This is a genomic window from Proteus sp. GOKU (assembly GCF_015475555.1).
Taxonomy (GTDB): Bacteria; Pseudomonadota; Gammaproteobacteria; order Enterobacterales; family Enterobacteriaceae; genus Proteus; species Proteus mirabilis_B.
Genome location: NZ_CP034105.1, coordinates 2,691,085 through 2,705,341, shown reverse-complemented (window position 1 = coordinate 2,705,341; position 14,257 = coordinate 2,691,085). Strand labels below are relative to the sequence as shown.

The window sequence follows — 14,257 nt, the reverse complement described above, 5'->3', positions numbered from 1 at the left end:
TTAGGACAATTTAAATATTATGCGTAATATCGATATCAATAATGTGGATAATCTTCCTCGCGATATTTTGGCATTAGGCTCTGATTATCCTTATGACACATTACTTGAAGCTCATCATCACCGACGAGCGCAATTTTTATATGCTCCTAATGGAGTAATGAAAGTTAAAACAGAAGATGGTCAATGGATTGTATTACCTTACAGTGGTGTGTGGATACCTGCAGAAAAGGTACATCAAGTACTAATGTTGGGTAGTAGTACTTATAGCCTTTATATTGAGCCGAATAAGATTCCTCGCCATTCAGAATATTGTGAGGTTTTACAAGTTTCGCCTTTGCTTCATCAGTTATTACTTTCAGCCAATGAACTTCCTTTACTTTATGATTTAGGGGGACGAGATAGCGCATTATTGACGTTACTTTGTCATGAATTAGCTCAAGCTAAACCATTACCTTATTTTACGCCATTACCGCAACATGCTTTATTAGATGAATTGTGTACTGAATTTATGTCACAACCTAATATTCGCACGACACCAGAAATGTGGGCTGAAAAATTAAACAAGAGTCTACGTACTTTTACTCGTCTTTTTCATAAGGAGACAGGACTTTCTTTTCGAGATTGGCGTCAAAAAGCGTGTTTAATGTATGCATTAACCGCTTTAAAGAAAGGCGATTCAGTCACTGAAGTTGCTTTAGAATTGGGTTATGAAAATCCAAGCGCTTTTAGTGCAATGTTTAATAAAGAGATGGGATATTCACCGAAATTGTTTTTAAAGCAATTGAAAGAGTTTTAATAAAACAGACATATATAAGAATAAACATAATCAGTGATGATGATATTTATCAGATGCTTTTTAAGTCAAATTACATTGTTCAAAAAAGAAACAAAAAAATTCCTTCCAATATCAGTGCGTTAAAACTTGATTAATAGAGAGTGAGGGGGGTAAAATATAGTCCGTCCATAAGTCATACTTGATTTTCCCACGTATGTTCCCTTAGTTAAATGGATATAACAAGCCCCTCCTAAGGGCTAGTTACAGGTTCGATTCCTGTAGGGAACGCCATCTATTACCCAATTCTGTAAATTTAGAAATTATTCCTAGAGCAGTGTTTATCAATTCACGCTATTATCTCTATTGTTTTTCTTCCTCATTCAATAACCAAGAATAAATTTAGGTTTTTATATGGACATAAAATCAATTAATAATATTCGATATTTAAAGTTTTTATTTATTGCTTATTTTTTTCTGCTGATGGGGTGTAACTCTAGACCTACAGATATGCTTGTACCCCCTGAGAATTTTTATCAAGTTTCAGAAAAAGTTTACCGTTCAGGACAACCGACTCCGGGTGAAATGAAATGGTTAGAAGCTCAAGGTATAAAAACGATTATTAACTTACGTGAATATCATAGTGATAGTGATGATGTAAAAGGCACGCAATTAGAAACTTTTCACGTAAAAATGAATGCAGGTAGAATTACTGATAAGGACGTTATTGAGGTATTACGTAAAATAAATAGCACGTCTGATCCTGTGTTAGTGCATTGTTGGCATGGTAGTGATCGCACAGGAACTATTATAGCAATGTATCGGCTAATATTTGAGAATTGGACAAAAGAGCAGGCAATTGCTGAATTAAGAAAAAAAGAATATGGCTATCACGAACTCTTTTTTCCTAATATTGTTCAATACTTAGAAGAAGTTGATATTTCCGCAATAAAACAACAAGTATTTAATCAGCAAGTTACAGATAAATAAACAATTTATTGATTTAATACGCTATTTAAGAAATTAAAATAGCGTATTCTAAATAATAAAGATGATGTTTATAAATTTACGTGGAAATAAAATGTCAAACAATCAGATTAACTTGATGTCAGAAATTACTTGCCCGCATTGTCATACGAAAAAAATGGAAACAATGCCAACGGATGCTTGCCAATGGTTTTATGAATGCACACATTGTCATACTTTATTAAAACCCCTTGAAGGAGACTGCTGTGTATTTTGTTCTTATGGAACAGTGCCTTGCCCACCAATCCAAGAGGCGAGATTATCAGAGAAAACATCATGTTGTTGCCAACATGAGAGCAAATAATTATTTATCTATAACAGTTAAATAAAACAGTTTTATATTCAAAGAGAAATTAAACATCAATTAATTTATTGCTTTGATTTTAAAAATATATTCTTGTTTAAAAAATAAATTACTGCTAGATTTTATTTAGTCTATTTATAAGGTTTATTTTTATGTCATATTTTACAACCTCTCCAGCAATTATTATTACCATCACTTAGTGGTGGGGATTGGTTGTATTATGAACCCGCCAGATAAGCGGGTTTTTTTATTTTAAACTCCTTATCTGGTACAAAGATAAGGACAAAAAATGTTTACTCCACAAGAAGTTGATCAACATACCCTATCGCTAACACAACTAATTGCAAATGCAGACCAAGCTATCACTGACGAAAATTTTGAGTATCTAATGAATTTTTATACTGAAAATGGCACGTTGGTAGTTAAAGATGATTTGTATGTTTCTGGTAAGCCTTCACTAAAAAAAGCATTTATGGCGATCGCTGGATTTTTTAATCACTCATTACAAGTCTCTCAAGGAAAAGTAAAAGTTATTTTTGGTGAAGATTGTGCGCTTGTTTTAGCACAAACACTTTTAAGTGCAAATATGCCAAATGAAGGAAAGTTTAATACAATAAGAGAAGCCACTTATGTTTTTAAACTTATCAATGACCAATGGCTTTGTGTTATCGATAACTCTTATGGTACTGATTTATTAAAATCATCTTCTGATGCTCGTTTACATTTTTTCTGTGGAAAAATTGCTTCTGGTAAATCAACGTTAGCAAAATCATTTGCTAAATCACCCAGAACGGTATTAATCAATGAAGATGAATGGCTATCGCGGCTTTACCCAAATCAAATAAAGACAGTAGCTGACTATATTGAAAAAAGTGAGTTAGTGAAGAGTGTATTAAGCGAACATATTGCAGTTCTTCTTAAAGCTGGAAATACCGTTATTATGGATTTTCCGGCGAATACACCGAAGCAGCGACAATGGCTAAAATCATTAGCGGATAATACAGGGATGCCTTATTTATTCCATGTTTTGAAAGTAGAAAGTGCTGAGTGTAAAAAACGATTATCTTTACGTAATCAATCAGATGAGAACCCGTTTAAAACCACAGAAGTAGAGTTTGATTTTATTACACAGCATTTTTCGTACCCTGATCCAGAAGAGCGATTAGTGATAAAAGAATATAATTAAATAACCTCATGTATTTAAATATTAGTCCATAACATTGGGCTAATATTTTAAATCAGCTCAATAAGATAATCACAAAAACCGAATTATCTTATAAGATCAAAACCTAATAAAAGTACCACTTATCATGCATTGACAGTATTATGTGTAGAGTTTATGAATATGCGAACTATGATGCTGCCCATCATAAGATAATTAGCGGAGAACATTATGAAGTATCGCCTGTGCGGTGTTGCTCTTTCAGTCGCCTTACTTTCAGGATGTGCAAGTACCCCTAATAATGGGGAGGGGCGCTCTGACCCATTGGAAGGGTTCAACCGCCAGATGTTTGATTTTAACTACTATGTTTTAGATCCCTATATCTTACGCCCTGTTGCGGTTGTTTGGCGTGATTATGTGCCACCACCAGCAAGAAATGGCTTATCTAACTTTTTAGGTAACTTAGAAGAGCCTGCAAGTATGGTGAATAGTGTGTTGCGTGGTGACTTTGAGAAAGGTGCGAAACACTTTGGTCGTTTCTGGATTAATACCGTTTTTGGTATGGGTGGCTTAATAGATGTCGCTGGTATGTCTAAAGAAACGATGGAAAAAGAAGTCCCAATGCGATTTGGTAGCACGTTAGGTCATTATGGTATGGATTATGGCCCTTATGTGGTTGTACCGGGCTATGGTAGCTTCACTGTCCGTGAAGAAGGCGGTGACTGGGCTGACTTAACGTATCCTATGCTGAGTTATTTAACGTTTTGGATGTCAGCAGGTAAGTGGGCATTAGAGGGAATTGAAACACGGGCACAATTGCTCGATTCAGATGCGATTTTACAAAACTCTTCTGATCCATACTTAATGATGCGTGAAGCTTATTTCCAGCGTAACGATTTCCAAGCAGATGGCACTGTAAAAGAAAATCCTAATGCGAAAGCCATTGAAGATGACTTAGATTCTATCGATTAGTTTATTATCTTTGTTAGCTTGATGAATAAATAAAAAATGGTCTTAAAAAAAGACCATTTTTTGTATAAAAAGCACCGTGAAAAATTAGAAACGGTAGTTAAAGTTCATACCGTATAACCATGCTTTACCTGATGATTCAAACTCATAAGCAGGTAATGGTAAATCTTCAGATAATTTCTCTTTGATGGTGACTTTTTTACCGTGCATATACGCTAAGCCGACATCAACAGACATATCTTTATTAAATGCATAAGTTGCACCCGCACTTAACCAGAAACGGTCTTGGTCTGGAATAGAGATTGAGCGTTTATCAGCAGGAACTGGGCTATCATCGAAGGCAATACCAGTACGGAATGTCCAGTTATCATCGTGATAATAGGTTGTTCCTAATGCAACACGCCATGCATCACGGAAGCCTTCTTCTTTCTTGAATAGTTGCTGACCATCACTCTTACGTGTGGCTCTTAACTCTTCAAATGCGCTCCAGCTTGTATAAGCGAAGTTATAGTGAACTGCCCATTTTGGTGCTACACGATGATAAGCTGCAAACTCCCAAATTTCAGGTAGGTTAAGGTCAAGTTTACCTTTAATGGTTCCACCTTCTGTTCCAATAATAGAACTACCATTTGGAAGAGGGATTGTTTTTAAATCGCTCTGGAACTCACCGTCTTTAAATTTCACTTTAATTTTTGAACGGTAAGTAAAACTTACACGGTTGCCTTCGTCGAATTCATATAATAAACCCGCGTTCCAACCAAAGCCCCAAGCATCACCTTTCAATTGAGCAAAGCGATCACTTGGAGATAGACTGGACACATAGCCTCCTAACGGAGGTGGTAATTTATTTCCTAAAACTTTACCCGCTTCACCCACATGGCGAGTAATTTCAGCATCAGCATAAAGGGCATTTAAGCCTAAACCAACACTGAGTTGGTTATTAACACGATAACCTGCACTTAAGTTTAAGTTCATGGTTTTTAAATCGGTTTTGCCACCGATAAGCCCTGCTGGGTAATCGCTCGGAAAATCTGTTGCTAAACCAAAGTTTGTTGTACCTGATGCACCAATCGCCCATTTATCATTAATAGGGGCAACAAAGTGGATATTAGGGACTAATGCACTTGGTGCGATATCTTTTGCGGTGGTATCAGTACCAGTAAGAGGTGATTTACCTTTAACATCAACGCCTGGATTAATAATGATAGCACCGACAGAAATCTCAGGGCGATCGAACATGGTAAGAGCTGCTGGGTTACGGCTACCTACGCTTGCGTCATCGGCGATGACGCCTTCCCCTGAAAATGCACGCCCTAGTGCTGAAGTAGAATATTCATTTAACTGAAAACCGGCAGCGCCTGCTTGAGAGGAAATTGCTCCTACAATGGCAGCTAGTGCTGTGCGAGTAAACAGGTTTTTACGGTTCATGACCTAAACCCTCATAATTTTTTTAAGTTAGTAACTTCTGATTAGAAGCGCTGGATTTTAGGTGCGGTTGTCGTTATGACAAATCAGACCAGTTGATTAAGTATAAAGTTGATTACCCTAAATGTTGCAAGTATGTTTTACAAATATTGCCATTTAGATTCAATAATTGAGATTTGGTTAACATATTTTTCACAAAATATGCCAATAAAGATGTTTTTGATTGTTAAATAAACAGGATAATCAATTATTTTTGTAAATTTGTAATAAAATTTGAGCTAAAGCAGTTTATTTTATTTTTTTGCGATTATGATAGATAATTAACATTTCTTTCGTTGGGAGACTAAAATGGCAGACGCAATTAATCGTTGTAGTGCAGAAGAAACCGCTGCTTGCTGTTGTGTAGATGTGGGTACTATTATTGACAACAAGAATTGCACAGCGTCATATCAGCATGTCTTCGCTGATAAAGTACAAGCGCAAGCAATGTTAGATCAACTTAGTGCAAAAGCACAATCTATCGCTTCAGAGCCTTGCAAAATCAATCAACAATTTGCTGATGTTGATGGTGGTGTTCAACTTACCGCTGATTTTACATTCTCTTGTGAAGCAGAAAACCTAATTTTCCAGTTAGGATTACGTTAATCCTCTGAAATTAATAGATTTAAGGCTGTTGAAATTCAACAGCCTTTTTTATATCCCTCGAGCACCCCATTCTCTTTTCTATCACTATTGTTAAGTTTCAGACATTTCATCGAAATATTGAGCGCTAACTCCCACTTCTCGTAAAATGACGTTTCTGAAAAGTGAAATTTTTGTTAACACTATTGTCAGGTCAGACCTCTTTGGTGTCAGGAAATCATTTTATCAGGAGCCGTTATGAAGTCATCAACGAACAGTGCTATGAAAGATCGCATCGCTATTGTCAGCGGGCTACGCTTACCTTTTGCTAAACAAGCGACTGCGTATCGAGGAATACCTGCGGTTGAATTAGGGCGTTCAGTGGTTCAAGAATTAGTGACTCGCAATGAAATTCCTCCCGAAATTATTGATCAACTTGTTTTCGGTCAAGTGGTTCAAATGCCAGAAGCACCTAACATTGCCAGAGAAATTGTACTCGGCGCAGGATTAAGTGTAAAAACTGATGCTTACAGTGTAACAAGAGCATGTGCAACAAGCTTTCAGGCGATTGCTAATATTGCTGAAAGCATGATGGCAGGGCATGTTTCTGTCGGTATTGCTGGTGGTGCAGACTCTTCTTCAGTTTTGCCTATTGGTGTTAGTAAAAAGCTTGCAGATGTTCTATTAAGCCTTAATAAGGCCAAATCATTAGGTCAGAGATTAAGCTATTTAAGCCAATTACGATTTCGTGATCTCCTTCCTGTAGCACCTGCCGTTGCCGAATATTCAACTGGGTTACGTATGGGTGATACTGCGGAACAAATGGCCAAGACTTACCATATTTCAAGAGTTGCTCAAGATGAATTAGCACATCGCTCTCATCAATTAGCAACGAAAGCATGGGATATGGGTAAATTAAATGATGAAGTTATGACGGCGTTTTTCCCGCCTTACAAAGAAGGCTTTCATCAAGATAACAATATTCGTAAAAACTCCATTCTTGATTCTTATGCCAAACTCAAACCTGCCTTTGATCGTCGCCATGGCAGTGTCACTGCCGCAAACAGTACGCCATTAACCGATGGCGCAGCGGCTGTATTGATGATGAAAGAATCTGTTGCTAAAAGCTTAGGCTATCAACCTCTTGGTTATCTACGTAGTTATGCTTTTACAGCGACCGATGTTTGGAAAGATATGTTATTGGGACCATCATATGCCACGCCACTTGCACTTTCTCGCGCTGGTCTTGCATTGGGTGATTTAACGTTAATTGATATGCATGAAGCTTTTGCCGCACAAACATTAAGCAATTTGACACTATTTGCCAGTGAGCGTTTTGCTAAAGAGCAACTAGGATTATCCAAGGCGATTGGAGAAGTGGATATGGATAAATTTAATGTGCTAGGCGGTTCTATTGCTTATGGGCATCCATTTGCAGCGACTGGCGCAAGAATGGTCACACAGACACTACATGAGCTTAAACGTCGAGGCGGAGGGTTTGGGTTAACCACTGCTTGTGCGGCTGGTGGATTAGGTGCAGCGATGATTTTGGAGGTGGAATAATGGAACAACAACAAACAACACTAGAAAAATCATCTGTTTTTCAATTCTCAGTTCGTAATGACAAAGTGGGCGTTATCACTATTGATGTTATTGGTGAAAAAGTAAATACGCTAAAAGCCGAGTTTGTGCAGCAGTTTCAAGATGTTTTAAGGCAAGCTCAGCAACACTCTGGTGTAAAAGGATTGATTATCACTTCAGGTAAAACAGACAGTTTTATTGCGGGTGCGGATATCTCCATGATTGCGGGTTGTAAAACCAAAGAAGAAGCGAGTGCATTAGCCAAAGCAGGGCAGGATCTTTTTACGCAACTTGAAAACTACCCATTGCCTGTTGTGGCTGCTATTAATGGTGCGTGCCTTGGTGGGGGGCTTGAATTAGCTTTAGCCTGTCATGGGCGAATTTGTTCTGATAATAGCAAAACGCGTTTAGGACTTCCTGAAGTACAACTTGGATTACTGCCGGGCTCTGGCGGAACTCAACGTTTACCTCGTCTTATTGGTGTGACATCTGCGTTAGATATGATCTTAACGGGTAGACAAATTAATGCGAAACGAGCCTTAAAATTAGGTCTTGTAAACGATGTTGTTTCACAAGACATTCTATTAGAAGTTGCGGCTAAATGGATTTTATCGGGTAAAAAAGAGCAGAAAAAGCATTCGACAATGGATCGCTTTTGGGCAAATACGACTTTAGGTAGAAATATACTGTTTGGGCAAGCAAAAAAACGCACATTAGCCAAGACGAAAGGCCACTATCCAGCAGCAGAACGTATTCTTCATGTCATTGAACGAGGCCTTGAGAAAGATATTCAAACAGGTTTTAAAGAAGAGGCAAATGCGTTTGGCGAACTAGCGATGACACCCGTTTCATCGGCACTAAGGCATCTCTTTTTTGCCTCTACGGCACTTAAAAATGAAACAGGATCATCCGAAAAACCAGATAATTTACACCATATCGGTATTTTAGGTGGTGGATTAATGGGCGGTGGTATTGCTTTTGTGACTGCGACAAAAGGTAATTTACCAGCAAGAATTAAAGATATCAGTGATAAGGGAATTGCTCAGGCGCTTAATTACAGTTGGAAAGCGCTTTCAGCTAAAGTAAGTAAAAAAAGATTATCTGCACGCGAACGTCAGCGTCAAATGGGGTTGCTGTCAGGTTCATTGGATTACAGTGGTTTTCACCAATCAAATATTATTGTTGAAGCGGTTTTTGAAGATCTGACGTTAAAACAGAAAATGGTCGCAGATATTGAAGAAGTGGGGAAAGGTAAAATTATTTTTGCTTCAAACACCTCTTCACTCCCTATTCATAAAATTGCAGAAACAGCAAAATACCCAGAAAAAGTGATCGGGCTTCACTATTTTAGCCCAGTAGAAAAAATGCCTTTAGTTGAAGTTATTCCGCATGAAAATACCGATGAAAAAACCATCGCCACAACCGTAGCGTTTGCTAAAAAACAGGGCAAGGTTGCAATAGTTGTTGGTGATAAACCGGGATTTTATGTTAATCGTATTCTTGCACCTTATATCAGTGAAGCATTGACATGCTTAGTACAAGGAGAGCCTATTGAGAATATTGATAAAGCACTTGTTCAGTTTGGTTTTCCCGTAGGGCCTATTCAGTTATTGGATGAAGTGGGGATTGATATTGGTACTAAAATAACGCCAATATTAGTGAATGCATTTGGAGAAAGATTTGCCTCTCCTCCTGCTGTGGATGCCATTATTGCTGATGATAGAAAAGGTCGTAAAAATGGCCGCGGATTTTATCTCTATGCAAAACATGCATTACCTTTCTCATTAGGTAAAAATAAAAAACAGCCTGATCCTGCTATATATCGGTTATTACAAATTAAGCCGAAAAACCAATTGTCTTCCTCTGAAATTACGGAGCGTTGTTTATTATTAATGTTAAATGAGGCCGTTCGTTGTTTAGATGAAAATATTATTAAACAACCACGAGACGGTGATATCGGTGCTGTATTTGGTATTGGTTTTCCTCCATTTTTTGGTGGCCCATTCCGTTATATGGACAGTATGGGAACAACAAAAGTGGCAGAGAAGCTCAATCAACTTGCCGATAGGTATGGAGAGAAATATCGCCCTTGTGAGCGTTTAGTTGAAATGGCTAAACGAAATGAACGTTTTTACGATTAACATCATCACTTTACCATTGCTTTTTCCTTTTGTGACACTTGTTTTGATTGAGGCGCTTAGGCGCCTTTTTTCTTGTACTTTTTGCGTCAGATTAATAATTGGTGAATTTTTAATGGAAAAAGAGGTCGAAAGTGTTAATGATAGCCAGATATGGCAAAATAGTTATTTGAAAATAAATTTAAAAACGAAGTTTTTTAAAATAAAATTCTGAAAATGATGTTGATTTGTAAACCAACAGCATGATCTTAAAAAGATTAATAATGCTATTGCAATTAAGGTATTGAAGATTTTTATATGGGGATATATTGATTTAAACTGAATTAAATTAAGTATCTTAAAACTGTAAATACCAGTAATTACAAAAATAAAATAGGTTTGATAATTTACTATGCAAATTTTTATTATGCGCCACGGAGAAGCAGCTCTTGATGCTGCCAGCGATGCACTAAGACCACTGACTGAACGTGGAAAAAGTGAATCAATAAAAATGGCTGAATGGATGATAAAGCAAGGACATATAATTGATTATGTTTTAGTCAGCCCTTATTTGCGTGCTCAACAGACATTGGATGCAGTAAAAGTAGATTTAGCGCTACCTAATAAAATAGAAACAGATGATGGACTTATCCCTGGAGGTAATCCTTCACATGTTGCACATTACTTACGTGCCTTGGGTGATACAGGATATAAAAATATTCTTGTTATTTCTCACTTACCTTTAGTTGGTTATGTTGTCGCTGAACTCTGTCCTGCGGTATGTGCTCCTATGTTTTCAACATCAACCATTGCCTGTGTTGATTTTGATTTATCAAAAGGTGCAGGGGAATTGCTATGGCAAGTGTCGCCCTCAACATTGAAATAAAATTTAAATCAACTAACTAAGTAAATAATTAACACCTTATTTCACCCGATAGGTGATTTAAGGGTTAATGCAATAGAATTTTTGAGGTTTAGCGGCGAGCAATATCGTCGTTTTCCACGAGTACTAATAATGCAGCATCACCTCCCCATTCTTTAGGAGCTTGATGAAAAGCAATTACATCGGGGTGTTGTGCTAACCAAAGAGGTGTCTGTTGCTTTAAAATATGTTTGCCATGTCCGTGCATAATACAGGCACAATAAACATGTTCTCGTCTACATGCTGCAATCAATGCGCCAATCTCTTGTTTTGCAATTAACTGTGTTAATCCGTGTAAATCTAGAAAAAATTCAGGTACATAATCACCACGACGTAGCTTTTTTAATTCATAAGCATTAGCGCCTTCTCTTAAATAGCGCATTGGGCCTTCTGTGGCTAAGTTAGGCTGAAATTCATCTGAAAAATAATAAGAGGCATCAACTTGCTCTTGTTGCAGACGTTCAGGTGCGTAATGTGTCACTTTTTTACGTTTTGGCGAATGAAGTATTTTATCTTGAGGTAATTTCTTAGTGCCTTTTATCATCTCCTGAAACAACTCAATTTCAGAAGGCGGTAATGAAAATTTTTTATTCATTTTTTACGATTCTTCATAGTGTTACTGTCTTTATAAGGCAATAGTACATGAAATAGCGTCAGAGATAAAAAAGTATAGGCCATAAATTTAGCATAAAAAAAGGCAGGGAATTTACCCTGCCGAAATAGTCACATAGTTAGCAAATATAGGCTGGTTAACAAGTTGCTCTACTCATAATATCTGTGGAACATAAAACGTTGTTATATCTTCAGGTTGCGATAAAAAACGATAAAAAGATATTTAAATAGTCTTTAAAATTAGTTATTTGCTTTCAAGTGACTACATATTAAATGAAAAACATCTATAGGCGCATTTTGGTACACAGTTAATTCTTTCATGCTCTAAGTATGGTTCAATTCTATTAACTTGCTAATAAAAGTTAAATTAAAAGTATAAAACGCCAATCTTTATTTATGAATAGATTATAAATTTTGCTTTTGACTATATGATTGAAGCTTAAAACCGCAATAAGAGTGTGGTTATAGTAAAAGTAATAATAGCGTAATGATGTTTTTTTATGGTTTCCCGCTGATTTATCGCTATCTTCATGGCAAACTACAGACTTTCTATTTCTTCAGAGGACAACAGTTTTGGATATAACACTAAAAGAGGAAGCGGTTGCTGATCTAAGCACGATCCTAGATATGTTACGTTGGGCTATGAGTCAGTTTAATTCATCTGATATTTACTATGGTCATGGCACAGATAACGCGTGGGATGAAGCATTACAGCTGGTATTACCGACGATTGCGCTTCCTTTAGATATTCCAGATGCACTGTTATCAACCAAGTTAACAACTTCTGAAAAGATGGAAATTATTACGCTGATCGAAAGCCGTATTGAGCAGAAAATCCCAGTTCCTTATTTAACGCATAGCGCTTGGTTCTGTGGCCACGAATTTTATGTCGATGAACGTGTTCTTATCCCTCGCTCTCCTATTGGTGAATTAATCAATAATCATTTTGATGGTTTAATTCAGCAAGAGCCAGCACGCATTCTCGACTTATGCACTGGAAGTGGCTGTATTGCGATTGCTTGTGCTCATGAATTTGAAGATGCTGAAGTCGATGCGGTTGATATTTCTGAAGATGCACTGGAAGTGGCTGAATTTAATATTGAAAATCATGGTTTAGTGCATCGTGTTTATCCAATGCAGTCCGATTTATTTAATGCCATTGTTCCAACACCATACGATATTATTGTGACAAATCCGCCGTATGTTGATGTAGAAGATATGGGCGATTTACCTGATGAATACCAAGTTGAACCTGAATTAGCACTAGCTTCGGGTATTGATGGTCTTGATATCACAAGACAAATTTTACTAAAAGCCCCTGAATACCTGAGTGAAAAAGGTATTTTAGTGTGTGAAGTGGGGAATAGTATGGTTCATCTTATTGAGCAATTCCCTGAGGTTCCGTTTACATGGCTTGAGTTTGAAAATGGTGGACTCGGTGTCTTTATGCTGACTCGTGAACAACTCGTCGAATATTCAGCGTGTTTTTCTACTGATAAACGTTGATGTAACAGCAATGAGACGGTAGATTGTTATTTATTGCAAATAACATATTGATAACATCACACAGTAAAAGATAGGAATAAAGGGATGGCAGGAAACAGTATCGGACAATTATTCAGAGTCACGACTTTCGGTGAGTCTCATGGTATTGCATTAGGTTGCATTGTTGATGGTGTACCGCCTGGATTACCTTTAACAGAAGCCGATTTACAAGTTGATTTAGATAGACGTAGACCTGGAACTTCGCGTTATACCACTCAGCGCCGCGAACCTGATCAAGTTCGCATTTTATCAGGTGTATTTAATGGTGTCACAACAGGGACAAGCATTGGTTTACTGATTGAAAACACTGATCAGCGTTCTCAAGATTACAGTGAAATCAAAGATGTTTTTCGTCCTGGTCATGCTGATTACACCTACGAACAAAAATATGGTTTACGTGATTATCGTGGCGGTGGGCGCTCTTCTGCACGAGAAACTGCAATGCGTGTTGCTGCTGGTGCAATCGCAAAAAAATACCTAAAAGAGAAAATGGGTATTGAAGTAAAAGGCTATCTTTCTCAGTTAGGCCCAATTACTTGTGATCTTGTTGATTGGTCTATCGTTGAAACCAACCCATTTTTCTGTCCAGATCCTTCTCGTTTAGAAGCACTTGATGAATATATGCGTGCGCTTAAAAAAGAAGGTAACTCGATTGGTGCAAAAGTGACCGTGGTTGCAGAAGGTGTGCCAGCAGGATTTGGTGAGCCGGTTTTTGACAGACTAGATGCAGATTTAGCACATGCATTAATGAGTATCAATGCTGTTAAAGGAATTGAAATTGGTGATGGTTTTGGTGTTGTAACCTTAAAAGGCACTGAAAATAGAGATGAAATCACTAAAAATGGTTTTACTAGTAATCATGCAGGGGGCATTTTAGGCGGGATTAGCAGCGGTCAGCCAATCGTTGCACATATCGCTTTAAAACCAACATCGAGCATTACTATTACAGGTAAAACAATTAATCGTGATGGTGAAGAAGTCGATATGATAACCAAAGGTCGTCATGATCCTTGTGTAGGAATACGCGCTATTCCTATTGCAGAAGCAATGATGGCAATTGTTTTGCTCGATCATGCATTGCGCCAACGTGGTCAATGTGGTGATGTTGTACCTCCGTTAATGCAATGGTAATCATTCTACGTCAATAACGTGGTCGATAAACTGTTGTAAGTTTGATGTTAGCTTTAAAGGTGTGAGCGCC

The 14,257-nt window shown here is 37.4% G+C and carries 13 protein-coding genes and 1 tRNA gene; 12 read left to right on the top strand and 2 right to left on the bottom strand.

Going from position 1 to position 14,257, the window contains the following annotated elements:
• The first annotated feature begins 19 nt into the window (after positions 1-19).
• The 6 genes from EHE21_RS12635 to mlaA all read left to right on the top strand — a co-directional run bounded on the left by EHE21_RS12635 (position 20) and on the right by mlaA (position 4,236).
• On the top strand, positions 20-796 hold the full coding sequence (locus EHE21_RS12635; protein ID WP_194950848.1) for an AraC family transcriptional regulator: 777 nt from the start codon (positions 20-22) through the stop codon (positions 794-796).
• A 195-nt stretch (positions 797-991) separates the two neighbouring features.
• Positions 992-1,066: transfer RNA gene (locus EHE21_RS12630), tRNA-Arg, on the top strand.
• Between the two features lie 216 nt (positions 1,067-1,282).
• Positions 1,283-1,762, top strand: coding sequence for a fused DSP-PTPase phosphatase/NAD kinase-like protein (locus tag EHE21_RS12625; protein WP_194950847.1), 480 nt, complete (start codon positions 1,283-1,285; stop codon positions 1,760-1,762).
• Positions 1,763-1,853: 91 nt separating this feature from the next.
• Positions 1,854-2,102, top strand: coding sequence for a GDCCVxC domain-containing (seleno)protein (locus EHE21_RS12620; protein ID WP_194950846.1), 249 nt, complete (start codon positions 1,854-1,856; stop codon positions 2,100-2,102).
• Positions 2,103-2,391: 289 nt separating this feature from the next.
• Positions 2,392-3,288: an AAA family ATPase gene (locus EHE21_RS12615; protein ID WP_228766678.1), complete on the top strand. Its 897-nt coding sequence runs from the start codon at positions 2,392-2,394 to the stop codon at positions 3,286-3,288.
• Between the two features lie 207 nt (positions 3,289-3,495).
• A complete protein-coding gene (gene mlaA, locus EHE21_RS12610) occupies positions 3,496-4,236 on the top strand; it encodes a phospholipid-binding lipoprotein MlaA (RefSeq protein ID WP_075670556.1) in 741 nt (246 codons plus the stop codon).
• An 84-nt stretch (positions 4,237-4,320) separates the two neighbouring features.
• Here the strand turns inward: mlaA and fadL are convergent, their stop codons facing one another.
• Positions 4,321-5,661, bottom strand: a complete 1,341-nt coding sequence (gene fadL, locus EHE21_RS12605; protein WP_194950845.1) for a long-chain fatty acid transporter FadL — start codon at positions 5,659-5,661, stop codon at positions 4,321-4,323.
• A gap of 345 nt (positions 5,662-6,006) precedes the next feature.
• Here fadL and EHE21_RS12600 point away from each other — a divergent pair, with 345 nt between their 5' ends.
• From EHE21_RS12600 to sixA, 4 genes are all read left to right on the top strand, one after another.
• Complete coding sequence (locus EHE21_RS12600; RefSeq protein WP_006533378.1) at positions 6,007-6,303, top strand: YfcZ/YiiS family protein; 297 nt, start codon at positions 6,007-6,009, stop codon at positions 6,301-6,303.
• 234 nt (positions 6,304-6,537) lie between these two features.
• On the top strand, positions 6,538-7,842 hold the full coding sequence (gene fadI, locus EHE21_RS12595; protein ID WP_194950844.1) for an acetyl-CoA C-acyltransferase FadI: 1,305 nt from the start codon (positions 6,538-6,540) through the stop codon (positions 7,840-7,842).
• Positions 7,842-10,001 (top strand): fatty acid oxidation complex subunit alpha FadJ, encoded by a 2,160-nt coding sequence (gene fadJ, locus EHE21_RS12590; RefSeq protein WP_416384035.1) that lies wholly within the window; start codon positions 7,842-7,844, stop codon positions 9,999-10,001. The genes fadI and fadJ overlap by 1 nt, the downstream gene beginning before the upstream one ends.
• Before the next feature lie 388 nt (positions 10,002-10,389).
• Complete coding sequence (gene sixA / locus EHE21_RS12585; RefSeq protein WP_088495091.1) at positions 10,390-10,863, top strand: phosphohistidine phosphatase SixA; 474 nt, start codon at positions 10,390-10,392, stop codon at positions 10,861-10,863.
• A gap of 88 nt (positions 10,864-10,951) precedes the next feature.
• On the opposite strand, the gene smrB is transcribed toward sixA, so the two are convergent.
• The gene (gene smrB, locus EHE21_RS12580) at positions 10,952-11,494 is read right to left on the bottom strand and encodes an endonuclease SmrB (protein WP_075670570.1); all 543 of its coding nucleotides are present in this window, start codon (positions 11,492-11,494) and stop codon (positions 10,952-10,954) included.
• Positions 11,495-12,084: 590 nt separating this feature from the next.
• Between smrB and prmB the strand changes: the two genes are divergently transcribed.
• The gene (prmB, locus tag EHE21_RS12575) at positions 12,085-13,017 is read left to right on the top strand and encodes a 50S ribosomal protein L3 N(5)-glutamine methyltransferase (RefSeq protein ID WP_161711361.1); all 933 of its coding nucleotides are present in this window, start codon (positions 12,085-12,087) and stop codon (positions 13,015-13,017) included.
• Positions 13,018-13,101: 84 nt separating this feature from the next.
• Positions 13,102-14,187, top strand: coding sequence for a chorismate synthase (aroC, locus tag EHE21_RS12570; RefSeq protein WP_194950843.1), 1,086 nt, complete (start codon positions 13,102-13,104; stop codon positions 14,185-14,187).
• Positions 14,188-14,257 lie beyond the last annotated feature (70 nt).

Coding starts and splice junctions, on each gene's coding strand:
- EHE21_RS12635 (WP_194950848.1), top strand. CDS start 20: ATGCGTAATATCGATATCAATAATGTGGATAATCTTCCTCGCGATATT.
- EHE21_RS12625 (WP_194950847.1), top strand. CDS start 1,283: ATGCTTGTACCCCCTGAGAATTTTTATCAAGTTTCAGAAAAAGTTTAC.
- EHE21_RS12620 (WP_194950846.1), top strand. CDS start 1,854: ATGTCAAACAATCAGATTAACTTGATGTCAGAAATTACTTGCCCGCAT.
- EHE21_RS12615 (WP_228766678.1), top strand. CDS start 2,392: ATGTTTACTCCACAAGAAGTTGATCAACATACCCTATCGCTAACACAA.
- mlaA (WP_075670556.1), top strand. CDS start 3,496: ATGAAGTATCGCCTGTGCGGTGTTGCTCTTTCAGTCGCCTTACTTTCA.
- fadL (WP_194950845.1), bottom strand. CDS start 5,661: ATGAACCGTAAAAACCTGTTTACTCGCACAGCACTAGCTGCCATTGTA.
- EHE21_RS12600 (WP_006533378.1), top strand. CDS start 6,007: ATGGCAGACGCAATTAATCGTTGTAGTGCAGAAGAAACCGCTGCTTGC.
- fadI (WP_194950844.1), top strand. CDS start 6,538: ATGAAGTCATCAACGAACAGTGCTATGAAAGATCGCATCGCTATTGTC.
- fadJ (WP_416384035.1), top strand. CDS start 7,842: ATGGAACAACAACAAACAACACTAGAAAAATCATCTGTTTTTCAATTC.
- sixA (WP_088495091.1), top strand. CDS start 10,390: ATGCAAATTTTTATTATGCGCCACGGAGAAGCAGCTCTTGATGCTGCC.
- smrB (WP_075670570.1), bottom strand. CDS start 11,494: ATGAATAAAAAATTTTCATTACCGCCTTCTGAAATTGAGTTGTTTCAG.
- aroC (WP_194950843.1), top strand. CDS start 13,102: ATGGCAGGAAACAGTATCGGACAATTATTCAGAGTCACGACTTTCGGT.